The following is a 20,541-nucleotide window of genomic DNA, read 5'->3' on the forward strand; positions in this document are numbered from 1 at the left end:
CCCGCATGACTGACCACTCGCAGCCGGTGGGGCCGGTGATCCGGCCCCGTCGGCTGCGGCAGTCGGTGGCCATGCGCCGGCTCGTCGCCGAGACGAGGCTGGACCCGGCCGAGCTGGTGCTGCCCGTGTTCGTGCGCGAGGGCATCGACGAGCCGCAGCCGATCTCGGCGATGCCGGGCGTCGTCCAGCACACGCTGGACTCGCTGGTGGTCGCCGCACGTGAGGCGGCGGACGCGGGGCTGGGCGGGCTCATGCTCTTCGGCGTGCCGACTGCTAAGGACGCCGTGGGTTCCGGCGCCGACGACCCGGACGGCATCCTCAACGTGGCGCTCCGAGCCGTCGCCGACGCCGTCGGTGACCGGCTCGTCGTGATGGCCGACCTGTGCCTCGACGAGTTCACCGACCACGGCCACTGCGGGGTCCTGACCGAGGGCGGACGGGTCGACAACGACGCCACGCTCGAGCGGTATGCCGCGATGGGCCTCGCCCAGGCCCGCGCCGGCGCCCACGTGCTCGGGCTCTCGGGGATGATGGACGGCCAGGTCGCCCACGTCCGTGCGGCGCTCGATGCCGAGGGCTCCACCGACACCGTTCTCCTGGCGTATGCCGTGAAGTACACCTCGGCTCTGTACGGCCCGTTCCGCGAGGCCGTGCAGTCCTCGCTCGAGGGTGACCGGGCGACCTACCAGCAGGACCCGGCCAACGCGACCGAGGCCCTGCGCGAGCTCGAGCTCGACATCGCCGAGGGCGCCGACATCGTCATGGTGAAGCCGGCCGGGCCGCACCTCGACATCGTGGCAGCCGCTGCGGCGGTGTCGACCGTGCCGGTGGCGGCCTACCAGATCTCGGGGGAGTACTCGATGATCCAGGCGGCCGCGGCCAACGGCTGGATCGACCGCGACCGGGCGATGATGGAGTCGCTGCTGACCATCCGGCGCGCCGGGGCCCAGGTCATCCTCACCTACTTCGCGGTCGACGCCGCCCGCCTCCTGCGCCCCTGAGCCGGCACGGCGGCATACCTCACTTGTTGCGCGCTGGTGGTCACGGAGGGCCGATTTGGGGCCCTTCGTGACGATCTGCCGGCAACAAGTCGGCGAGCGCCTGGACTTGTTGCGCTCTGGTGGTCACGGAGCGCTGGTTCTGGGCCCCTCGTGACGATCTGCCGGCAACAAGTCGGAGAGGTGACGATCTGGCGGCACCAAGTCGGGGAGGGGCAGACATGACGAACGGGCCGGTTCCCCCGAACCGGCCCGTCGTCAGTCTGTGTGTGAAGCGCTGGGTCAGGCAGCCTTGGTGAGCTGGATGTCCAGGTTGAGCTTGACCTTCTCGGAGACGAGCACGCCGCCACCCTCGAGGGCGACGTTCCAGCCGAGGTCCCAGTCCTTGCGGTTGATGTCGGCGCTGGCCTCGAAGCCGGCCTTCTCGTTGCCCCACGGGTCGGTGGCCAGACCGGTGAACTCCAGGTCGAAGGTGACCGGCTTGGTGACGCCCTTGATGGTCAGGTCGCCGGTGAGCGAGTCGGGGGTGACCTCGGTCGAGGTGAAGCTCATGGTGGGGTTGGCCTCGGCGTCGAAGAAGTCGCCGGACTTGAGGTGGGTGTCGCGGTCGGCGGAGCCGGTGTCGACGGAGGCGATCTGGGCCACCGCGGTCACCTGCGAGTCGGTGATGTCGTCGCCGACCTTGACGGTGCCCTCGAACTCCTTGAACTGGCCGCGGACCTTCGTGACCATGAGGTGACGGGCGACGAAGCCGATCTCGCTGTGCGAGGCGTCGACGGTCCAGGTGCCGGCGGGGAGGTCGTTGATGCTTGCCATGGGGGTCTCCTGTGGTGGGGGGTGCGACCGGGCAGTTCCCGAACGCTTCATCTCTTCGAACATAGCAGACCTCATTTATATTTCAACTATCGCTTGGGATGCCATACTCACGCTCATGAGCACTCCCACCGGTGAGCCGCAGTGGCTCAGCGACGACGAACAGCGGGCTTGGCGTGCCTACCTGCGGGGGAGCCGCCTGATCGAGGAGGCCCTCGACCACGACCTCCAGTCGCACGGCGTCCAGCTGACGGAGTACGAGATCATCTCGATGCTCTCCGAGAGCCCCGGCCGGCGACTGCGCATGTCGAGCCTGGCCGACCTCGTCGTGCAGTCGCGCAGCCGCCTGACGCACACGGCCTCGCGCCTCGAGAAGCGTGGCTGGGTGGTGCGCGAGTCCTGTCTCGACGACAGGCGGGGGGTGGAGCTGGTGCTCACGGACCCCGGGTGGCAGGCCGTCCAGGACATGGCCCGGGTGCACGTCGCCAGCGTGAGGCGCTCGGTCATCGACCCTGTCCCGGCGCCGCTGTTCAAGGCCCTGGGCGAGGCGATGGACGCGATCCGGACGGCTCTGGCGCCGGGCGGCGACGAGGGTGACCACCCCGCGGTGGCCCGCGAAGCCGTGGCGCACGAGGTCCACACCCAGGCGGAGGCCCGCCGGGTGGGCAGCGCCTGACCCCCAGGGGCGCAAGCGCTCAGGTACGGCTGGGACACTGGCACCATGACGGCATACCCCTTCGACGCACCGGCCTCGCAGGCGCTCCTCGAGCGGGCTCTGGCGGTGACGCCCGGAGGCGTGAACTCGCCGGTCCGCGCGTTCCGGGCCGTGGGCGGGACGCCGAGGTTCATGGTGTCCGGCCAGGGCCCCTACCTCACCGACGCCGACGGCCGTGAGTACGTCGACCTGGTCTGCTCGTGGGGGCCGATGATCCTCGGCCACGGCCACCCGGAGGTCCAGCGGGCGGTCACCGAGGCGGCGGCCAAGGGCTTTTCCTTCGGCACCCCGTCGGAGAACGAGGTCGCCCTCGGCGAGGAGATCGTCCGGCGGGTGGCTCCGGTCGAGCAAGTGCGCCTGGTGTCGAGTGGCACCGAGGCGACGATGAGCGCCATCCGGCTCGCGCGCGGCTACACAGGGCGCTCACTCGTCGTGAAGTTCGCCGGCTGCTACCACGGACACGTCGACTCCCTCCTGGCGCAGGCCGGCTCGGGCGTCGCGACCTTCGCGCTGCCCGACTCGGCCGGGGTGCCCAAGGAGATGGCCGCCGAGACGATCGTGCTGCCGTTCAACGACCTGGACGCCGTCGAAGCCGCCTTCGCCGAGCGTGGCGCCGAGATCGCCGCCCTGATCACCGAGGCGTCCCCCGGCAACATGGGCGTCGTCCCGCCCGCGCCCGGCTTCACGGAGGGGCTGCGTCGCATCACCGCCGCCCACGGTGCGCTGCTCATCTCCGACGAGGTGATGACGGGCTTCCGGTGCAGCGAGGCCGGGTGGTTCGGCCTCGAGGCAGGAGAGCAGGGGTATGCCGCGGGCGCACCCGACCTGTTCACCTTCGGAAAGGTCATGGGGGGCGGCTTCCCTGCCGCCGCCTTCGGCGGACGGGTCGACGTGATGGGGCTGCTCGCACCCGTCGGGCCGGTCTACCAGGCGGGCACCCTCTCCGGTAACCCCGTGGCGACCGCCGCCGGGCTGGCCACCCTCCAGCAGTGCACCCCGGCCCTCTACGCCCGCCTCGGCGAGGTGGCTGACGCGCTCACGACGGGGCTCCACGAGCACCTCGGTGCCGCAGGTGTCCCGCACGTCATCCAGCGGGCCGGCAGCATGTTCAGCGTCTTCTTCCGTGACGGCCAGGTCAGCAACTACGACGAGGCGCGGGCCCAGCACGTCCCGGCGTTCGCGGCGTTCTTCCACTCGATGCTGAGCCAGGGGGTCTACCTGCCGCCGAGCGCCTTCGAGTCCTGGTTCGTCAGCGGGGCCCACGACGACCGGGCCGTCGACCGGGTGCTGGCGGCGATCCCGGCAGCGGCGTCGGCCGCCGCCGAGGCGTTTGCGACAATCGACTCGTGACCAGCGCAACCGACCACACCGTGGTGCACCTGATGCGCCACGGGGAGGTGCACAACCCCGATGGCGTCCTCTACGGACGGCTCGACGGCTACCACCTGTCCGACCTCGGTCACGAGATGGCGCGCACGGTGGCCGACCACCTCGCCGACCACGACGTCACCCACGTCGTGGCCTCCTCCCTGCTGCGCGCGCAGGAGACCGCCGCGCCGGTCGCCGAGGCGCACGGCATACCGGTCACCACGGACGACCGCGTGATAGAGGGCGGCAACGCGTTCGAGGGTGAGCGCGTCGGCGAGATGAAGCCGCTGGACTTCCTCCGCCCCGCCCACTGGTCCAAGCTGGTCAACCCGCTGCGTCCGTCGTGGGGTGAGCCCTACGCCGAGATCGCCGAGCGCATGTCCGCCGCCATCGCCGACGCCAGGGCCGCCGCGCGCGGCCACGAGGCCGTCATCGTGTCGCACCAGCTGCCGATCTGGACCGCCCGCAACGCGGTGATGGGCAAGCGGTTGTGGCACGACCCACGCAAGCGCGAGTGCCGCCTCGCCTCGCTCACCACCCTCACCTACGTCGGCGACAACCTCGAGTCGATCACCTACTCCGAGCCCGCCGCGTCGCTGCTCGCCCAGTCCCACGGCGGCACCGGATGACACGTCCCGCCATGCCGCGTGCGGCTGTGCTGCTCGCGGTGCCCCTGCTCGTCGTGTCGCTGTCCGCATGCACGGATGACCCGAACTCCATTGCGGCGCAAGCGAAGTCGGGCAACCGGCAGGGCTACGTCTCCCAGGACGGTGCGTTCGAGACGATCCCTGCCGCCAAGCGCCAGAAGCCGGTCGCCCTCACCGGCACGACCCTCGACAACCAGCCGTGGTCGTCCCAGGACGTCGTGGGCAAGGTCGCGGTGCTCAACGTCTGGGCCTCCTGGTGCCCGCCCTGCCAGAGCGAGGCCCCCGAGCTGAGGAAGGCAGCCGAGCAGATCGCCGCCGCCGACAAGCCGGTTGCCTTCATGGGCATCAACTACCGCGACAACGCCGACTCGGGTCGGTCGACGGCGAAACGGTGGGGCATTCCCTTCCCGTCGCTCGACGACCCGGCGGGCCTGACGATCCTCGCGCTGCAGGGCAAGGTCACGGCACCGCCCACCACCCTCGTGCTCGACCGCACCGGACGCATCGCCGCTCGCGTCAGCGGTGAGGTGAAGGCGTCGACCCTCACCGGGCTGGTCGACGACGTCCTGGCCGAGCAGTAGAACCCCCTGACTGATGACGGACGACTGATGACTGCCGACGCGGCGAACGCAGTGACCTCCGGCGCCCTGCCGGTGGCGATGGCGGTCGCCCTCCTAGCCGGCCTGGTGTCGTTCGCCTCTCCCTGCGTGCTGCCCCTCGTGCCGGGGTTCCTCGGCTACGTCACCGGCCTGTCCGACGAGTCGCTGGCGGAGCGCAAGCGACACCGGATGGTGCTCGGTGCCCTGCTGTTCGTCCTCGGGTTCACGGTGGTGTTCATGGCGACCACCGTGGTCATCGCCGGGATCGGCGCCACCCTGATCCGGCACCGTGAGGTGCTGGAGCGGGTCGGTGGCGTGCTCGTCATCCTCATGGCCCTGGTGTTCATCGGTGCGGGCTCCCAGCGCGAGCTCAAGCTGCACCGCCGTCCCGCCTCCGGGCTCGCGGGAGCGCCCCTGCTCGGTGCCGTCTTCGGCCTGGGGTGGGCGCCCTGCACCGGTCCCACCCTGGGCGCCGTGCAGGTGCTCGCCGCCGCCACCGACAACCAGTCGGCGGTGACCCGGGGGGTCATCCTGGCGGTGGTCTACTCGCTGGGTCTGGGCCTTCCCTTCCTGCTCATCGCCGCCGGCTACGAACGCTTCGGGCGGGTGTCCGCGTTCCTGCGCAAGCGGCAGCGCGGCATCCAGCTCTTTGGTGGTGCACTGTTGTTCGTCGTCGGGATCCTGCTCGTGACCGGACTCTGGGAGTCGATCACCCGCCACGTGCAGTCCACGCTGGTCGCCGGGTTCCGGACGGTGATCTGAGGTGACCGACCCCATCACCCAGCCACAGCTGGGCCTGGTCGGCTGGCTGCGCTGGATGTGGCGGCAGATCACGAGCATGCGCACGGCGCTGTTCCTACTGCTCCTGCTCGCGATCGCGGCCCTCCCCGGATCCATCTGGCCGCAACGCAGCATCGACGCCGCGCGCACGGCGCAGTACATCGCCGACCACCCCGACGCGGGGCCCTGGCTCGACAAGCTCGGCTTCTTCGAGGTCTACGCGTCACCGTGGTTCGCCGCGATCTACCTGCTGCTGTTCATCTCGCTCGTCGGGTGCGTCCTGCCCCGCAGCAAGGTGCACTGGAAGGCCATGACGTCCTCGCCGCCCAAGGCGCCGGCCCGGCCCGCCCGGCTGCCAGCCGGCGGCACGGTCGAGGTTGCGGGCCCGCCCGAGGTGGTCATCGACGCGGCACGGGAGGTGTTGCGCGGCAAGCGGTTCCGCACCGTCAACCATGACGGGGAATCGGTCAGCGCCGAGAAGGGCTACTTGAAGGAGACGGGCAACCTCGTCTTCCACCTGGCGCTGATCTTCGTCATCATCGGCGTCGCGATCGGGCACCTGTTCGGCTGGAAGGGCGACGTGATCGTCCCGGTCGGGGAGTCGTTCGCCAACACGCTCGGGAACTACGACACCTTCAGCCCCGGTCCCCTGGTCGACCCGGCCAGCCTGTCGCCGTTCCAGCTCACGGTCGACAAGCTGGACGCGACCTTCGAGGAGACCGTCACCGGTCGCGGACAGTTCGGCCAGCCACGGGACTTCACCGCGCACGTCACGACCAAGGCGACTCCCGGTGCGTCCGCGAAGAAGTCGACGATCAAGGTCAACCACCCGCTGGAGATGGACGGCGCCGGGGTCTTCCTCCTGGGCAACGGCTACGCCCCCGTCGTGACGGTCCGCGACGCGAAGGGCACCAGCATCTACCACGGCGCGACGCCGTTCCTGGCGAGGGACAACAACTACACGTCCGTCGGGGTCATCAAGGTGACCGGGGCCCAGCCCAACCAGCTCGGCTTCTCCGGGCTGTTCCTGCCCACGGCCGTCATCGACAAGGAGAGCGGCCCGATCTCGGTCTTCCCCGATGCGAAGAAGCCGGCCCTGGCCCTGACCGCCTACGAGGGTGACCTGCTGCCCGGCGGACGTCCCCAGTCGGTCTACGTCCTCGACATCGCCGAGCTCACCCAGCTCGAGAACGACAAGGGTGACCCGCTGCGGATCTGGCTGGAGCCGGGGCAGACCTACCAGCTCCCCGGCGGGCGCGGCAGCATCAGCTTCGACGGGGTCGAGCGGTTCGCCGGGCTGTCGATCCGTCACGACCCCGGCAAGTTCGTCACCCTGGCTGCCGCCCTGCTCGCCCTGGCCGGCCTGATCGCCTCCCTGGTGGTCCGGCGCCGACGCGTGTTCGTGCGGGTTTCCCCCGCCACCGTGCCGGGTCGTACCGTGGTAGCCGTCGGCGGCCTCGCCAAGGGCGACGACGACGGGCTCCAGGACGTGGTCGAGGAGTTCCTTGCCGCCATCGAACGACGATTGGGCACCAGCACATGACGAACGAAAACCTGGCCGGCTACGCCAACCTGAGCCTCTACTCGGCGATGGCTGTCTTCACGATCGCCATGGTGTGCCACGCCATCTACCTCGCAGCGCTGCTCCCCGCCCGAGACCGTGGCCGCGAGGGCGTCTCAGCCCTCGTGGCCGACCGCGACAGTGAGCTGGTGACGGCCGGTGCCGGCACCAGCGGTGGTGCCGGCGCCCCCGCCGCGCCCACGCGGCATACCGAGGCCGAGCTGTCCCGCCGGGCGCTCACCGCAGCGGGCATCGCCTCCACGACCACCTGGCTGGGCGGCTTCCTGCTCGTCCTCTCGGTGCTCCTGCGCGGCCTCGCCGTGCACCGCTGGCCGCTGGGCAACATGTTCGAGTTCGCCGTGATGGGTTCGATGTTCACCGTGCTCGCCTACTCGATCTGGTCCACGCGACGCGACCTGCGCTGGCTGGGGCTGTTCATCACCGGGCCGGTGCTGCTGATCCTGGGGATGGCCGTGGCGGTCTGGTACACCGAGGCCGCCGAGCTCATGCCGTCACTGCGCAGCTACTGGCTGGTCATCCACGTCACGGTCGCCACGCTCGCCACCGCGGTCTTCACCATCGGGGCGGCGCTCACCGCCGTCTACCTGCTCAAGGACGCGTTCGAGCGGTCCGGCCGACGCAGCGTCCTGGACCGGTTCCCGGAGACCGGGTCCATCGAGCGCACGGCCTACAGCCTGCACATCGTGGCCTTCCCGCTGTGGACCTTCACCCTCATCGCCGGCGCCATCTGGGCCCGTCAGGCCTGGGCGTCCTACTGGAACTGGGATCCCAAGGAGGTCTGGACCTTCGTGATCTTCGTCGTCTACGCGGCATACCTCCACTCGCGGGCCACCAGCGGGATCTCCCGCCAGACGGCGTCCTACATCGCCCTGGCCGGATATGCCTGCATCATCGTCAACTTCGCCGTCGTGAACGTCTTCTTCGTCGGCCAGCACTCCTACTCAGGGCTCTAAGGACTGACCAGGTCATGCTCCGCTACTCCGTCCTTCGCCTGCTCCTCTTCTTCGGCGTGCTGTCGCTGCTGTGGCTGCTCGGGCTGCGCGACCAGGACCAGCAGTGGATGCTGCTCGTCCTCAGCGCCCTGATCTCGATGGTGCTGTCGTTCTTCGTGCTCGCCCGGTTCCGCGAGGAGGGCACGGCGGCGATCGCCGACCGCCTGCAGCGTCGCGTCGAGGCCAAGCAGGCGGGCAAGCCTGCCGTTCACGGGGCCGACGAAGACGCCGAGGACGCCGAGGACGAGCGCGGACCGGCCGAGTACCGCTAGCGACTCGCTAGTGGCTGAGGGCGATCCCGACAGCCAGCAGCGCGGCATACCCGATCTCGAAGAGACCGGTCGCGGCGAGGACCGGCACGAGGTCACGTCCCGTGGCGCCGGACAGCAGGGACTTGAGCGGCTTGCCGACGATGCCGAAGGCGAGCAGGCCCAGCGTCGCCCACGGGTAGTCGCGGGCGACCGCCACCAGCGCCACCGCGGCGACGACGAGCAGCCCGACATAGAGGGCGCGGGTGCCGCGGTCGCCCAGCCGGACCGCCAGCGTCAGCTTGCCGCTCTCGCGGTCGGTGGGGATGTCGCGCAGGTTGTTGGCGACCAGGATGGCCGTGGCGATGGCCCCCACCCCGACGGCGCACGCCAGGCCCGTCCAGGTGACCCGGTGGGCCTGCGTGTAGAGCGTGCCCAGGGTGGCCATCAGGCCGAAGAAGAGGAAGACGTAGAGCTCGCCGAGGCCGCGGTAGCCGTAGGGGTTGTCGCCACCGGTGTACTTCCAGGCGGCGACCACGGCCAGGGCTCCCAGCGGGATCATGATCCAGGTCTCGGTGATGGCCACCAGGGCCAGTCCCACCAGGGCGGCAGCGCCGAAGAACGAGAAGGCCATCAGCTTGACGTTGCTCGGATCCGCGAGGTGCTGTCCGACCAGCCTGACCGGACCGACCCGCTCGCCGTCGGTGCCGCGGATGCCGTCCGAGTAGTCGTTCGCGTAGTTGACCCCCACCTGGAGGCCCAGGGAGACGAGGACGGCGAGCAGTGCCAGACCGAAGCTGGCCTTGTCGAGCGGGATGGCTGCGGCAGTACCCGCGACGACGGGGGCGATGGCGGCAGGGAGGGTGCGCGGGCGGGCGCCGGCGATCCACTGGTTCAGGGTTGCCATTCGGGTGGTGTTCTCACTCAGGTCGTGCGGGCAGGGCGGKGGGGCGGGGAGAGCCGTGCGGCGGGGTGCTGCTCAGAGCCTACGGAGGAAGTCCGGGTCGTCGTCGGGGCCACGCGGGGGCGGCGGCCGGTGAGATGGCCCACGCCCACTCGGCCCACCACCCGTGGTGCCACGCTGCGGTCGTCCGGCGATGAACCAGGCGATCGACCCCACGACCGGGAAGAGCAGGATCAGCAGCAGCCACAAGAGCTTGGGCAGGCCCCTGACCTGCGCATCGTCGGTCTGGATGCAGTCGACGACGGCGTAGACGGTCACCGCGATCGTCAGCAGCCAGGGCAGCAGCCGGATCATCTCCCCATGGTGTCACGCGTGGTCGGCGAAGCGTGCGGCGACCGCCGACCGGTCCGGTTTGCCCGGCCCCCGCAGGGGTATCGCCGTCAACACCAGGAGTCGTCGGGGCAGGGCCTGCGCCGGGAGTATGCCGCGGAGCAGCTCTCGCAGCTCCTCCACCGTGGGTGCGGGGGAGCCACCGAGGGCGTCGGGGGCATGGGGGGCGTGGGGGGCGTCGGGGGCGTGGGGGGCGTCGGTGGCCGCGAGGACGACGGCGGCGCTGACGACCTGACCCCAGTGGTCGTCGGGGGTGCCCACGACGAGGGCCTCCGCGATGGTGGGCAGGGCAGTCAGCGCGTCCTCGACGAGGCGGGGCGCGACCTTGAGCCCGCCGGTGGTGATGACGTCGTCGACGCGTCCGTCGACGTGCCACCGGGCGTCGGCATCCGCACCGACCGCGGCACCCGCGGGCAGGCCCTTGTCTCCGAAATGCCCCAGGTCGTCGGTGCGGAACCACCTGCGCCCAGCGGAGTCGGTGCTGAAGGCTGCCGCAGTGAGGTCCGGACGGCCGAGGTAGCCGGTCGCCAGGGTGGCGCCCCCGAGGTGGAGCCGACCGTCGTCGTCGACGCGGACCTCCGTGCCCGAGAGCGGGACTCCGTCGTAGACACAGCCCCCGGCGGTCTCGCTCATGCCGTAGGTCGTGACGACGGGGACCCCTGCCTCGCGAGCCCGACTCAGCAGTGCCGGTGGGCAGGCGGCGCCGCCGACCAGCACGGCGTCGAACCCCGCGAGCCCAGCGGTGGCACGCTCGTCCTCGAGCAGTCGGACCAGCTGGGTGGGCACGAGGGAGGTGTAGCGGCGGCTCCCACCGAACGTCGCGGACGCCTGCGTGAACGCGGGGGCGGTGAAACCCTCGGGCAGGTCCACGAACCCGGGCTCGGTGCCCGCTGCGAGGCATCGCAGCAGCACCTGCACTCCCGCGATGTGGTGGGCCGGTATCGCGAGCAGCCAGGCACCGGGCCCGCCGAGTCGTTCGTGCGTTGCGGCGGCGCTCGCGGCGAGGGCGGTTGCCGGGAGCATTGCGAGCTTGGGAGCGCCGGTGGATCCCGACGTCCCGACGACGAGTGCGGTCCCTGCATCGGGGACGGCGCCCTCGGGGACCGGTGGCGGGGGGCCGTCCACGGCATGGGGGAGGACGGCGAACTCGCCGTCCAGGGCCCGGCGGAGCGTCGGCAGGACTGACGCAGCGGCTCGGCCGGCGGGGATGGCCAGCGGTCGCAGCGACGTCATCCGGTCAGGTTAGCCGCCGGGTGGACGCGCCCGACGCGCGGCGGGACGATGGACCACGGGAGGTGCCATGGACGCGGACTTCGCGGCATACATCGATCGGGTGCGGGCTCACCGCGGGGAGCTGCGCGACTCGGTCGTCGCCGTCGACGAGGCGCTGGCCTCGCCCATCGCCCGGGGAGGTGCGTGGCGCGAACGGGTCCGGGCGGCGCTCGCCGAGCTGTCCCACGACTTCCGGGACCACGTCGACCTGACCGAACGGCCCGGTGGGATCTACGACGTGGTGCGACGCGGGGCGCCCCGCCTGATGAGGGCGGTCGACCGGTTGACCGGTGAGCACGCGAGCTATGCCGAGGCGATCGCGGGTTACCTCGCAGTCCTCGAGCACGGTGGCACGATCGCCGACCTGCCGGCCTTCCGCGAGGAGGTCACCACGCTGATGGGGCAGCTGGTGCGGCACCGCCAGCGCGGGGCGGACCTCGTGTACGAGGCGTTCGAGGTCGACCTCGGCGGCTCCGGCTGACGGCTCCCCGACTTGTTGCGCGCCGGTGGTCACGGAGAGGGGTTTCGGGGGGTCCGGTGACCACGAGCCGGCAACACGTGCCATGGCTCCCCGACTTGTTGCGCGCCGGTGGTCACGGAGAGCGGTTCCGGGGGGTCCGGTGACTACGAGCCGGCAACACGTGCCATGGCTCCCCGACTTGTTGCGCGCCGGTGGTCACGGAAAGGGGTTTCGGGGGTCCGGTGACCACGAGCCGGCAACACGTGCGAGCGGGTCGGCCCGCTCAGCTCAGAAGTACCAGGGGAAGGGTGACCAGTCCGCGTCCCGCTTCTCCAGGAACTGGTCGCGCCCCTCGACTGCCTCGTCGGTCATGTAGGCGAGCCGGGTCGCCTCCCCGGCGAAGACCTGCTGTCCCATCAACCCGTCGTCGAGCAGGTTGAACGCGAACTTGAGCATTCGCTGCGCCTGCGGGCTCTTGCCCATGATCTCGCGCGCCACCTGCAGGGCGTCGGCCTCGAGCAACGCGTGGTCGGAGACGAGGTTGACCGCGCCCATCCGGTGCATGTCGTCGGCGGTGTAGGTGCGACCGAGGAAGAAGATCTCGCGGGCGAACTTCTGGCCGACCATCTTGGCGAGGTAGGCCGAGCCGTAGCCGCCGTCGAACGAGCCCACGTCGGCGTCGGTCTGCTTGAACCGGGCGTGCTCGCGGCTGGCCATGGTCAGGTCGCAGACGACGTGCAGCGAGTGCCCGCCGCCCGCCGCCCAGCCGTTGACCAGCGCGATGACGACCTTGGGCATCGTGCGGATCAGCCGCTGCACCTCGAGGATGTGCAGCCGTCCGCCCTCAGCCTTGACCCTGCGCTCGTCGACCGTCTCGGCGGTGTCGCCCTGTGCGTACTGGTAGCCCGAGCGACCCCGGATCCGCTGGTCGCCGCCGGAGCAGAACCCCCACTGGCCCTCGCTGCCCGTCCCCTCGGGCCCTGGGCCGTTGCCGGTGAGGAGCACGACGCCGACATCGGGCGTGCGACGTGCGTGGTCGAGCGCCTGGTAGAGCTCGTCCACGGTGTGCGGCCGGAAGGCGTTCAGCACCTCGGGCCGGTCGAACGCGATCCGCACGGCCCCCACTCCACGCGCCCGGTGGTAGGTGATGTCGGTGAACTCGAACCCCTCCACCACGTCCCACGCGTCCGGGTCGAAGGTCTGGCTCACCACAGGCTGCTCGCTCACCTGCGCGAGCCTAGCTGTCATGTCCGGGCACACGACGAGGTATGCCGCGTGGTCGCCACGCGGCATACCTCACCCTTGTGACGGCTTGCCGAGGATCGTGACGTGCAGGCCGGGGAATCGTTCAAAGCCCTTGTCGAAGGTGACGAAGTGCGCGCCGAGCTCGATCGCCTGTGCCGCCAGCCACGCATCAGGAACGTCGTTGCCGCGCAGCTCCAAGGCGGTGACCAGCCCAACGAAGCGTTGCCAGGCGGCAGCGCCCGACTCCACGCGCTCGGCCATGGGCGCGGATCGGATGCGCTCGCAGAAGGCCAGTGCCTTCTCGGTCGACGCGGGCTGGGTCTTGATGCGCCGGTTGGTGCAGATGCGCATCGTCGCTGTCAGGGTGTCGTCGATCACGCCGACGGGCTCGCTACCCGTCAGCGCTCGGACCAGGGCCTGGTTCGCCACCGAGTAGCTTGCGGCGTCGAGGTCCATCGCGGTCACGAAGACGTTGACGTCGAAGATGATCACAGTCGGTCGTTGTCGCCCAACGCGTCGGCCAGGGCTTCCTTGTCGAGGATGTCGACGAGGAAGCCGCCGCCGTGATAGCTGGGCAGGGTGAAGTCCCGCCGGCGTCGCTCCTCCGCCTCGGTATGCCGCGCGAGCATCTCGCGCAGGGCCTCCTCGAGGACGCTGCTGACGGTGCGGTCGGTCCGGGCCGCCATGACCTTTGCCTCCCTCAACAAGTCTTCGTCGATCGTGATGGTGGTACGCACTGCATCAGTGCATCACGTTCTGCATCATGATGCAAGGGCGATGAAAGCCTGCCCGGGCGACCCTGTGGACAAGTCGTCTGCAGTGTCACCAGGGGCTGTCAGGGTGATCTCAGAGCGGTGGCCCGGGTTGGGCCGCACCGGCAGAGGGGGGCAGGAGATGGGTCAGGTCGAGGGCGCAAACCAGTGGGAGGGCGCAGACCAGTGGGACGGCGCAGGTCAGTGGGGGGACGAGGCAGCAGTGCTGCCGTTCGGCCGAGTGGGCAGGGACGAGCGCCGGTACGAGGACCTGTTGGCTGATGACAGCTTCGACGACGACGACGGCTTCGGTAGGGGATATGGGCGTGATCTCGGTCTGCTGACGATGGTCGTCATGATGGACGACAAGGTCGTGGACACCGTTCGCCGACCCGTCGAGGGAAGTGGCTACGAGTGCGCCGCCCTCGAGCTCGGACGTGGCGCTACTCGACCTGCGCCACCGCCCGCAGTGATCCACGTGCCGATGCAACCGCGACACGAGCTGGCGAGGACCTGGCTGCGTTCCCTGGTCGGCGGTGCGGAAGAGCTGGATGCCCTGACCAGGGAGCCCCTGCCCGACGAGCCGCTCGACCTGGGTCTGGTACCGGCGGACCTGCGAGATCGAGTGGCCGCGATCGCCGCGCGCACCGACGCCGTGGCGAAGTCGTTGATCGGCGTCGAGGGCCGCACCGCCTGTCGACGTCTCCTGGCCCGTGCTGTGGCCGCTGAGCCAGCCTTGCTGCGCGGGTACGACCGCGACGACATCGCGGCAGGTGCCGTGATCCACGCGGTGGCCATGGCCAACGACCTGCTCGGCCCCGGCCGCGCCCTCACGTCGACCGCACTGTGGACGCACATGGGGCTGCGGTCGTCTCCCCACGACAGGGCACGCAGGTTCGCCCACGCGGTGTCCGGCCCGGACGGTGTGGACGTGCGGCTTGGCCACCCGCACCGTGCACCGGACGTGTGGCGACTGGGGAGTGCCGACCTGTTGGTCGGCAGGTTCAGGAACTTCCTGATGGCGCAGCGGGCCCTGGCTGACCTCGAGGCGGTTCGTCCACGCGAAGGCTGAGCAGGCCCTGGCCACGGGGGCTCAGGCGGCGAGGGCGTCCTCGATGTCCTTGGCGATGGCCTCGGGCTTGGTGCTCGAGCCGTAGCGCTTGAGAACGGCGCCGTCACGGCCGACGAGGAACTTGGTGAAGTTCCACTTGATCTTGGCGCCCATCAGGCCGCGCTTCTCCGACTTCAGCCAGTCGTACAGCGGGTGCGCCTCGGCGCCGTTCACCTGGACCTTGGCGAACATCGGGAAGGTCACTCCGTAGTTGCGCTGACAGAACTCGCCGATCTGGTCCTCGTGACCGGGCTCCTGGCCGCCGAACTGGTTGCACGGGAACCCGAGCACGACCAGGCCCTGCTCGGAGTACGCCGCGTACAGCTCCTCCAGACCGGCGAACTGCGGCGTGTAGCCGCACTCGCTCGCCGTGTTCACGACCAAGGCCACCTGACCGGCATAGGTCGACAGCGGCTGGTCCTCGCCGGACAGGGTGGTTGCGGAGAAATCGGACAGGGTCGGCACGGGTGCCCTCTCGTCGGACGGCTTCTGGGCACCGTCGATGAACGTTTGTGGATGGGGATTCGTAGCAGAAGGGCGGGCGGATTCCCGTCTCGCCCCCTTTTTCAGGAGGTCTGCATGAACACACTCAAGCAGTGGGGCGTCATCGCGTCGGCCGTGGGGCTCGGTGCCGTCGGCATCCTCGGAGCTGGCGCGGTCGCCTCTGCAGGCGACGGCAGCCACAAGTCGTTCACGGTCACCGAGCGGCTCAGCGGCTACCACGAGACACCGCTCGCCCTGTCGACCAGCGGGTCGGGGTCGATCCGGCTGCGGATCAACCCCGACGCTGGCACCATCGACTACCGGGTGCGGTACGCCAACCTCGAGGGCACCGTCACGCAGTCGCACATCCACTTCGGTTCCCCGTCCCAGACGGGCGGGGTCAGCGTCTTCCTCTGCAGCAACGTGGGCGCTCCTCCCGGAATCGTCACGCCCGCATGCCCTACGACCAACCCGGGCGAAGTGAGCGGGACGTTGCGGGCCGCTGACGTGATCGGCCCGAGCGGGCAGGGCATCGCGGCGGGAGAGTTCGCCGAGCTGCTTGCGGCGATCCGGGCCGACTCGACCTACGCCAACGTCCACAGCACGAAGTACCCCGGCGGCGAGATCCGCAACCAGCTCACCCAGCACGACCACTGACCGCAGGGGTCGCGCCCGGCCCGCCGCCGGCGGTCCGGGCGCGTCTGCTGCAATGGGCACATGACCGTGCCCCGGGTGCCCTCGCCGCCCCCGCTGCCGCTGCCGCCACTCGACGAGCTGCTCGCGGGGATGCGCGTGGTCTCGATCCCGATGCGGGTGCGCTTCCGTGGCGTCACGGTGCGAGAGGCCGCACTGCTGCACGGCCCGTCGGGCTGGGGTGAGTTCTCGCCCTTCCTCGAGTACCCCACGGACGAGTCCGCCCGGTGGCTGTCCGCCGCCGTCGAGGCGGGCTGGGGCCAGTGGCCGTCACCGAGGCGCGACAGCATTCCCGTCAACGCGACCGTGCCCGCCGTGGCCGCCGACCAGGTCGTGGGCGTCCTCGCCCGGTTCGACGGCGCGACGACGGCGAAGGTCAAGGTCGCCGAGCACGGCCAGAGCATCGAGGACGACGTATGCCGCGTGGCCGCGGTTCGCGACGCGATGGGACCTGACGGCCGGATCCGGGTGGACGCCAACGGCGGGTGGTCCGTGGCCGAGGCGACGGACGCGCTGCGCCGGCTCGCGGCATACGGGCTGGAGTATGCAGAGCAGCCGTGCGCGGAGGTGAGCGAGCTGCGAGAGCTGCGCCTGGCGCTGGCACGCAACGGGATCGACGTCCTCGTCGCCGCCGACGAGTCGATCCGCAAGGCGGAGGACCCTGCGCGGGTGGCGCGCGAGGAGGCCGCCGACCTCGTGGTCGTCAAGGTGGCGCCGCTGGGGGGCGTCCAGCGCGCCCTGGAGGTGGTCGCGGACTGTGGACTCCCGGCCGTCGTGTCCTCGGCGCTCGACACGTCAGTCGGGATGGCGGCGGGGGTCGCGCTGGCGGCCGCGCTGCCCGACCTGCCCTTCGCGTGCGGGCTGGGCACCGTGGCGCTGCTGGAAGGGGACGTGTGCGCAGACCCCCTGGTGCCCCGGGGAGGTTTCCTGCCAGTCGGCCGGGTCGCGCCGGACGAGGCCCTGCTGACCCGGTGGGCGGCGACGGCCGAGCGGGAGCAATGGTGGCGCGAGCGGGTCGAGGCAGCGTACGCCCACCTCCTTGCACCACGACGAGCACTCGGGCCCGGGGCGGGCATAGGGTCGGGTCCGTGAACATCGTCTTCGTCGAGCCGGGGTTCCCCGCCAACCAGCGCCGCTTCGCCCTCGCCCTGGCCTCCGTGGGGGCCAATGTCATCGGCATCGGGGAGTCCGACGAGTACACCCTCGACGACGAGCTGCGCAGCGCGATGAGCGGCTACTACAAGGTCGGATCCGTCACCGACCTGAAGGCGATGGTCGAGGCGGTGCGGTTCATCCAGTCCAAGGTGTGGGTCGACGGCCTCGAAGCGACCGTCGAGGCGCACACCATGGTCGCCGCGCAGGTCCGCGAGGCCACCGGCGTCCCGGGCACCTCGGTCCGCACCACGTGGCTCTGCCGCGACAAGCCGTCGATGAAGCAGGCGCTGCGTGAGGCAGGGGTGCCGACGGCTGCCTCGGCGGCCGTCGACCACGCCCACGAGGCCTGGGCCTTCGCCGAGCGCGTCGGCTACCCGCTCATCCTCAAGCCGCGCGACGGAGCCGGCGCCAAGGACACGATGCGGGTCGACAACGACACCGAGCTGGCGCACGCGCTGACCGAGTTCGGGTCGCACGGTGCCGCGTCCATCGCGATCGAGGAGTTCGTCGAGGGCCACGAGGGCTTCTACGACACCATCGCCAAGGACGGCCGGGTGGTCCACGACTGGACCACGCACTACTACCCCAACGTCCTGGAGGCGATGCGCAGCCGCTGGATCTCGCCCCAGTTCGCCACGACGAACCGGATGTCCGACTCACCCTTCTACGCAGAGGTCGCGGCGATGGGCGCCCGTGTCATCGAGGCCCTCGGCATCGGGACGAGCGCCACCCACATGGAGTGGTTCCACGGCCCGAAGGGGCTCAAGTTCTCCGAGATCGGGTGCCGCCCGCCCGGCGTGGGGTGCTGGGACCTCTACTCCGCGAGCAACGACGTCGACGTCTACCGCGAGTGGGCCCACATCATCACCCACGGCGTCCCGGAGCAGCCCATGAGGCGTCCCTACTCCGCCGGGATCATCGCGCTGCGTCCCGAGGCCGACGGCCACATCACCGGCTACACCGGCATCGACGAGATCCAGTCCCGATACGGCCAGTGGATCATCGACGGCCACTTCCCTCCGCAGGGTCACCACACCCAGCCCGTCGAGGCCGGCTACATGGCCAACGCCTATGTGCGCATGCGCCACCCCGACTACGACACCCTCCGCAGCATGCTCGACGACGTGGGCCAGACCGTCCACGTCCACGCAGGCTGACCGCCGTCCCCTGATGCGCACCGTCCTCCTCGGGCCGCAACGGTTCATGACCACGGCCGGCACCGCCCTGCGTTCCCTCGGTGTCGAGGGACCCGTGGCGACGATCAACGCGGGCTGGGAGGAGCGCGAGGACGACGTCGACGAGATCGACACCGTCCTCGGGGGCGACACCCGCCACCTGCGTCTCTACCACCGCAGCCTCGACGTCATCACCAAGGACGAGGCGTTCGGCTCCGCGGCGCTCGCCTTCCGCGACCGCCACGACGCCCTCCTCTCGCTCTACCGCCTGCGCCTCCAGAACGCCATGGACGGGGTGTATGCCGTGCAGCGACGCACGGGCGAAGGCGAGGGCCGCGTCCGCGGCGAGGCCACGGCCTACGCGGCGCTCGACGACTCGATCGAGGTCGTGCGCCACGTCGACCAGTGGTACGCCGCGCAGCTCAAGGCGCTGTACGCCGAGCTCGACGAGGCGGCGCCGATCGACGCCAGCGGGGTGATCGGCTGGCACCGCGGCGAGCTCGCCGACCTGCTCCGCCAGTCGGCCGCGGTCGTGCTCACCGGCGGACACGTCGGCACCCTGCTGCGGACCTTGCGGCTCTTCGCGATCCGCCTGCCCGACGAGGTGCCGGTGATCGCGTGGTCGGCCGGCGCGATGGCGTTGACCGAGCGGGTCGTGCTCTTCCACGACCACGGTCCCGAGGGCAACACCGAGGCCGAGGTCTTCGACCGCGGCCTGGGTCGGGTGCGGGGGATCGTCGCGCTGCCGCACGCCCGCCGCCGGCTGCGTCTCGACGACCGGGACCGGTGCGCCGTCATGGCTCGGCGGTTCACCGACCAGCACTGTGTGCTGCTCGACGACGGGACCGCCCTCGAGCTCACGGAGTCCGGTGGGCTGCCCCTGGGTGCGCGGATCCTGGGCATCGACGGAGCGGTCCACGAGCTGGGCGGCGCGAATGGTTCGCCGGCGACCGGCACGCAGGTCATGGACGGCAGGGGGGCCGGCTCGTGAGCGAGGGACGGCTGGCGGTCAACAGGCTGCGCGAGCGCCTGCCGGTGGACGGCGCGGTGATCGACCGGTTCATCGCCCGGCACGGGGCGCCGATCATCGAGAACGAGCGGGCGACGTTCCTCTTCCGCGGCGAGGCCGACGAGGTGAGGGTCCGGCACCGGGTCGTGGGGCTGCCCGACCCGTTGGTCATGAAGCGGCTGCCCGACACCGACCTCTGGGCGGTCACGACGGTCCTGCCCAGCGGCTCGCGAGTGGAGTACCAGCTCGAGACCCGCAACGGCGAGCACTACGCGACGTTCAACGACCCGCTGAACCAGCGGCTGGCTCATTCCCCTATGGGGTCGAGCTCGGTGTGTGCGGCCACGGGCTACGAGGTGCCGGACTGGGTGCACCACGACCCCGAGGCCAGACCGGGCGAGATCATCGAGGACACGTTGCAGTCGAAGGCGCTGCGCCGCGAGCAGCACGTCAAGCTCTACCTGCCGGCTCGTTACAACCCTGCTCTTCGCTACCCGCTGCTCGTCGTCCACGACGGCACCGACTACCTCGACTACGCCGCGATGAAGACCGTGCTGGACAACCTCATCCACCGGCTCGACGTCGCACCGCTGATCGTTGCCTTCGTGCCACCCCGGGACCGGCTGCGGGAGTACCCCAACCACGCGCCGCATGCGCGCTTCATCGCCCGCGAGCTCCTCCCGATGCTGGCCGAACGGCTCCCGCTCATCGACGACCCGCACGCTCGAGCCCTGATGGGATCGAGCTTCGGCGGCATCGCGTCACTGTCCACCGCGGTGCGCTATCCGGGCGTGTTCGGGTCACTGTTCCTGCAGTCCGCGTCACTGGTGTTCACCGACATCGGCACCGACCACGGCGGCGGGCCGGCGTTCGACCCCGTCGTGAAGTTCGTCAACCGCTACCGGGCCAAGCCCACCGCACCCGTCGAGCGGCTGTTCATGAGCTGCGGCATCTACGAGCCGCTCATCACGCCCAACCGGTCCATGGTGCCGGTGTTCCGCGGCGCGGGCATGACCGTCAAGTACGTCGAGGCGCGGGACGGCCACAACTGGGAGGACTGGCGGGACCGGCTGCGCGACGGGCTGTCCTGGCTGTTCCCCGGACCCCAGAAGTTCGTGTACGAGTAGATGCACCCCACCTCACTCCCCAC

General features: G+C 70.6%; 24 protein-coding genes. 16 read left to right on the forward strand and 8 right to left on the reverse strand.

Going from position 1 to position 20,541, the window contains the following annotated elements; translation table 11 throughout:
* Nucleotides 1-5 precede the first annotated feature (5 nt).
* Complete coding sequence (hemB, locus tag AC1DS4_RS11970) at nucleotides 6-1,001, forward strand: porphobilinogen synthase (protein ID WP_477633253.1); 996 nt, start codon at nucleotides 6-8, stop codon at nucleotides 999-1,001.
* Nucleotides 1,002-1,280: 279 nt separating this feature from the next.
* Here hemB and AC1DS4_RS11975 read toward each other — a convergent pair whose 3' ends face one another.
* Nucleotides 1,281-1,814, reverse strand: a complete 534-nt coding sequence (locus tag AC1DS4_RS11975) for a YceI family protein (RefSeq protein ID WP_477613751.1) — start codon at nucleotides 1,812-1,814, stop codon at nucleotides 1,281-1,283.
* A 115-nt stretch (nucleotides 1,815-1,929) separates the two neighbouring features.
* Here AC1DS4_RS11975 and AC1DS4_RS11980 point away from each other — a divergent pair, with 115 nt between their 5' ends.
* The 8 genes from AC1DS4_RS11980 to AC1DS4_RS12015 are packed head-to-tail and all read left to right on the forward strand — an operon-like array spanning nucleotide 1,930 to nucleotide 8,766.
* Nucleotides 1,930-2,487, forward strand: coding sequence for a MarR family winged helix-turn-helix transcriptional regulator (locus AC1DS4_RS11980; RefSeq protein WP_477633252.1), 558 nt, complete (start codon nucleotides 1,930-1,932; stop codon nucleotides 2,485-2,487).
* 45 nt (nucleotides 2,488-2,532) lie between these two features.
* Entirely contained in the window at nucleotides 2,533-3,876 is a 1,344-nt protein-coding gene (gene hemL, locus AC1DS4_RS11985; protein ID WP_477633251.1) for a glutamate-1-semialdehyde 2,1-aminomutase, read from the forward strand.
* Between the two features lie 32 nt (nucleotides 3,877-3,908).
* Nucleotides 3,909-4,523, forward strand: coding sequence for a histidine phosphatase family protein (locus AC1DS4_RS11990; RefSeq protein ID WP_477613912.1), 615 nt, complete (start codon nucleotides 3,909-3,911; stop codon nucleotides 4,521-4,523).
* A gap of 11 nt (nucleotides 4,524-4,534) precedes the next feature.
* The gene (locus AC1DS4_RS11995; protein ID WP_477633250.1) at nucleotides 4,535-5,122 is read left to right on the forward strand and encodes a TlpA family protein disulfide reductase; all 588 of its coding nucleotides are present in this window, start codon (nucleotides 4,535-4,537) and stop codon (nucleotides 5,120-5,122) included.
* A gap of 27 nt (nucleotides 5,123-5,149) precedes the next feature.
* Entirely contained in the window at nucleotides 5,150-5,902 is a 753-nt protein-coding gene (locus AC1DS4_RS12000) for a cytochrome c biogenesis CcdA family protein (protein ID WP_477633249.1), read from the forward strand.
* Between the two features lies 1 nt (nucleotide 5,903).
* On the forward strand, nucleotides 5,904-7,463 hold the full coding sequence (gene resB / locus AC1DS4_RS12005) for a cytochrome c biogenesis protein ResB (protein ID WP_477633248.1): 1,560 nt from the start codon (nucleotides 5,904-5,906) through the stop codon (nucleotides 7,461-7,463).
* Nucleotides 7,460-8,455, forward strand: coding sequence for a c-type cytochrome biogenesis protein CcsB (ccsB, locus tag AC1DS4_RS12010; RefSeq protein WP_477613745.1), 996 nt, complete (start codon nucleotides 7,460-7,462; stop codon nucleotides 8,453-8,455). Before resB ends, ccsB begins: the two co-directional genes overlap by 4 nt.
* A gap of 14 nt (nucleotides 8,456-8,469) precedes the next feature.
* Complete coding sequence (locus tag AC1DS4_RS12015; RefSeq protein ID WP_477633247.1) at nucleotides 8,470-8,766, forward strand: DUF4229 domain-containing protein; 297 nt, start codon at nucleotides 8,470-8,472, stop codon at nucleotides 8,764-8,766.
* Nucleotides 8,767-8,773: 7 nt separating this feature from the next.
* Here AC1DS4_RS12015 and AC1DS4_RS12020 read toward each other — a convergent pair whose 3' ends face one another.
* From AC1DS4_RS12020 to AC1DS4_RS12030, 3 genes are all read right to left on the reverse strand, one after another.
* Nucleotides 8,774-9,649, reverse strand: coding sequence for a 1,4-dihydroxy-2-naphthoate polyprenyltransferase (locus tag AC1DS4_RS12020; RefSeq protein ID WP_477633246.1), 876 nt, complete (start codon nucleotides 9,647-9,649; stop codon nucleotides 8,774-8,776).
* A 72-nt stretch (nucleotides 9,650-9,721) separates the two neighbouring features.
* The gene (locus AC1DS4_RS12025; protein WP_477613742.1) at nucleotides 9,722-10,000 is read right to left on the reverse strand and encodes a PLDc N-terminal domain-containing protein; all 279 of its coding nucleotides are present in this window, start codon (nucleotides 9,998-10,000) and stop codon (nucleotides 9,722-9,724) included.
* 12 nt (nucleotides 10,001-10,012) lie between these two features.
* Entirely contained in the window at nucleotides 10,013-11,269 is a 1,257-nt protein-coding gene (locus AC1DS4_RS12030; protein WP_477633245.1) for an AMP-binding protein, read from the reverse strand.
* A gap of 67 nt (nucleotides 11,270-11,336) precedes the next feature.
* Between AC1DS4_RS12030 and AC1DS4_RS12035 the strand changes: the two genes are divergently transcribed.
* The gene (locus AC1DS4_RS12035) at nucleotides 11,337-11,789 is read left to right on the forward strand and encodes a hypothetical protein (protein ID WP_477633244.1); all 453 of its coding nucleotides are present in this window, start codon (nucleotides 11,337-11,339) and stop codon (nucleotides 11,787-11,789) included.
* A 267-nt stretch (nucleotides 11,790-12,056) separates the two neighbouring features.
* Here the strand turns inward: AC1DS4_RS12035 and AC1DS4_RS12040 are convergent, their stop codons facing one another.
* The 3 genes from AC1DS4_RS12040 to AC1DS4_RS12050 are packed head-to-tail and all read right to left on the reverse strand — an operon-like array spanning nucleotide 12,057 to nucleotide 13,750.
* Nucleotides 12,057-13,016: a 1,4-dihydroxy-2-naphthoyl-CoA synthase gene (locus AC1DS4_RS12040; protein ID WP_477633290.1), complete on the reverse strand. Its 960-nt coding sequence runs from the start codon at nucleotides 13,014-13,016 to the stop codon at nucleotides 12,057-12,059.
* A 48-nt stretch (nucleotides 13,017-13,064) separates the two neighbouring features.
* Complete coding sequence (locus AC1DS4_RS12045) at nucleotides 13,065-13,505, reverse strand: TA system VapC family ribonuclease toxin (RefSeq protein WP_477633243.1); 441 nt, start codon at nucleotides 13,503-13,505, stop codon at nucleotides 13,065-13,067.
* On the reverse strand, nucleotides 13,502-13,750 hold the full coding sequence (locus AC1DS4_RS12050; protein WP_477623823.1) for a CopG family ribbon-helix-helix protein: 249 nt from the start codon (nucleotides 13,748-13,750) through the stop codon (nucleotides 13,502-13,504). Before AC1DS4_RS12050 ends, AC1DS4_RS12045 begins: the two co-directional genes overlap by 4 nt.
* 157 nt (nucleotides 13,751-13,907) lie before the next feature.
* Between AC1DS4_RS12050 and AC1DS4_RS12055 the strand changes: the two genes are divergently transcribed.
* On the forward strand, nucleotides 13,908-14,837 hold the full coding sequence (locus AC1DS4_RS12055; protein ID WP_477633242.1) for a hypothetical protein: 930 nt from the start codon (nucleotides 13,908-13,910) through the stop codon (nucleotides 14,835-14,837).
* 21 nt (nucleotides 14,838-14,858) lie between these two features.
* On the opposite strand, the gene AC1DS4_RS12060 is transcribed toward AC1DS4_RS12055, so the two are convergent.
* Nucleotides 14,859-15,341 (reverse strand): glutathione peroxidase, encoded by a 483-nt coding sequence (locus AC1DS4_RS12060; protein WP_477613734.1) that lies wholly within the window; start codon nucleotides 15,339-15,341, stop codon nucleotides 14,859-14,861.
* 114 nt (nucleotides 15,342-15,455) lie between these two features.
* Between AC1DS4_RS12060 and AC1DS4_RS12065 the strand changes: the two genes are divergently transcribed.
* Genes AC1DS4_RS12065 through AC1DS4_RS12085 form a run of 5 tightly spaced genes read left to right on the forward strand, consistent with a single transcriptional unit; the run spans nucleotide 15,456 to nucleotide 20,518 of the window.
* Nucleotides 15,456-16,016 (forward strand): CHRD domain-containing protein, encoded by a 561-nt coding sequence (locus tag AC1DS4_RS12065; RefSeq protein ID WP_477633241.1) that lies wholly within the window; start codon nucleotides 15,456-15,458, stop codon nucleotides 16,014-16,016.
* Nucleotides 16,017-16,076: 60 nt separating this feature from the next.
* Nucleotides 16,077-17,144: an o-succinylbenzoate synthase gene (locus AC1DS4_RS12070; protein ID WP_477633240.1), complete on the forward strand. Its 1,068-nt coding sequence runs from the start codon at nucleotides 16,077-16,079 to the stop codon at nucleotides 17,142-17,144.
* Nucleotides 17,141-18,364 (forward strand): ATP-grasp domain-containing protein, encoded by a 1,224-nt coding sequence (locus AC1DS4_RS12075; protein WP_477633239.1) that lies wholly within the window; start codon nucleotides 17,141-17,143, stop codon nucleotides 18,362-18,364. Before AC1DS4_RS12070 ends, AC1DS4_RS12075 begins: the two co-directional genes overlap by 4 nt.
* A gap of 13 nt (nucleotides 18,365-18,377) precedes the next feature.
* Nucleotides 18,378-19,373 carry a type 1 glutamine amidotransferase family protein gene (locus AC1DS4_RS12080; protein ID WP_477633238.1) on the forward strand — a complete coding sequence of 332 codons (996 nt, stop codon included), beginning with the start codon at nucleotides 18,378-18,380 and terminating at the stop codon, nucleotides 19,371-19,373.
* Nucleotides 19,370-20,518 (forward strand): alpha/beta hydrolase, encoded by a 1,149-nt coding sequence (locus AC1DS4_RS12085; RefSeq protein WP_477613729.1) that lies wholly within the window; start codon nucleotides 19,370-19,372, stop codon nucleotides 20,516-20,518. The genes AC1DS4_RS12080 and AC1DS4_RS12085 overlap by 4 nt, the downstream gene beginning before the upstream one ends.
* Nucleotides 20,519-20,541: the final 23 nt, after the last annotated feature.

This window comes from Pedococcus sp. P3_C7, from assembly GCF_056402615.1.

Excerpts from the sequence above, each read along its gene's own strand:
- hemB (WP_477633253.1), top strand. The coding sequence starts at position 6 with ATGACTGACCACTCGCAGCCGGTGGGGCCGGTGATCCGGCCCCGTCGG.
- AC1DS4_RS11975 (WP_477613751.1), bottom strand. The coding sequence starts at position 1,814 with ATGGCAAGCATCAACGACCTCCCCGCCGGCACCTGGACCGTCGACGCC.
- AC1DS4_RS11980 (WP_477633252.1), top strand. The coding sequence starts at position 1,930 with ATGAGCACTCCCACCGGTGAGCCGCAGTGGCTCAGCGACGACGAACAG.
- hemL (WP_477633251.1), top strand. The coding sequence starts at position 2,533 with ATGACGGCATACCCCTTCGACGCACCGGCCTCGCAGGCGCTCCTCGAG.
- AC1DS4_RS11990 (WP_477613912.1), top strand. The coding sequence starts at position 3,909 with ATGCGCCACGGGGAGGTGCACAACCCCGATGGCGTCCTCTACGGACGG.
- AC1DS4_RS11995 (WP_477633250.1), top strand. The coding sequence starts at position 4,535 with ATGCCGCGTGCGGCTGTGCTGCTCGCGGTGCCCCTGCTCGTCGTGTCG.
- AC1DS4_RS12000 (WP_477633249.1), top strand. The coding sequence starts at position 5,150 with ATGACTGCCGACGCGGCGAACGCAGTGACCTCCGGCGCCCTGCCGGTG.
- ccsB (WP_477613745.1), top strand. The coding sequence starts at position 7,460 with ATGACGAACGAAAACCTGGCCGGCTACGCCAACCTGAGCCTCTACTCG.
- AC1DS4_RS12015 (WP_477633247.1), top strand. The coding sequence starts at position 8,470 with ATGCTCCGCTACTCCGTCCTTCGCCTGCTCCTCTTCTTCGGCGTGCTG.
- AC1DS4_RS12020 (WP_477633246.1), bottom strand. The coding sequence starts at position 9,649 with ATGGCAACCCTGAACCAGTGGATCGCCGGCGCCCGCCCGCGCACCCTC.
- AC1DS4_RS12025 (WP_477613742.1), bottom strand. The coding sequence starts at position 10,000 with ATGATCCGGCTGCTGCCCTGGCTGCTGACGATCGCGGTGACCGTCTAC.
- AC1DS4_RS12030 (WP_477633245.1), bottom strand. The coding sequence starts at position 11,269 with ATGACGTCGCTGCGACCGCTGGCCATCCCCGCCGGCCGAGCCGCTGCG.
- AC1DS4_RS12035 (WP_477633244.1), top strand. The coding sequence starts at position 11,337 with ATGGACGCGGACTTCGCGGCATACATCGATCGGGTGCGGGCTCACCGC.
- AC1DS4_RS12040 (WP_477633290.1), bottom strand. The coding sequence starts at position 13,016 with ATGACAGCTAGGCTCGCGCAGGTGAGCGAGCAGCCTGTGGTGAGCCAG.
- AC1DS4_RS12055 (WP_477633242.1), top strand. The coding sequence starts at position 13,908 with ATGGGTCAGGTCGAGGGCGCAAACCAGTGGGAGGGCGCAGACCAGTGG.
- AC1DS4_RS12065 (WP_477633241.1), top strand. The coding sequence starts at position 15,456 with ATGAACACACTCAAGCAGTGGGGCGTCATCGCGTCGGCCGTGGGGCTC.
- AC1DS4_RS12070 (WP_477633240.1), top strand. The coding sequence starts at position 16,077 with ATGACCGTGCCCCGGGTGCCCTCGCCGCCCCCGCTGCCGCTGCCGCCA.
- AC1DS4_RS12080 (WP_477633238.1), top strand. The coding sequence starts at position 18,378 with ATGCGCACCGTCCTCCTCGGGCCGCAACGGTTCATGACCACGGCCGGC.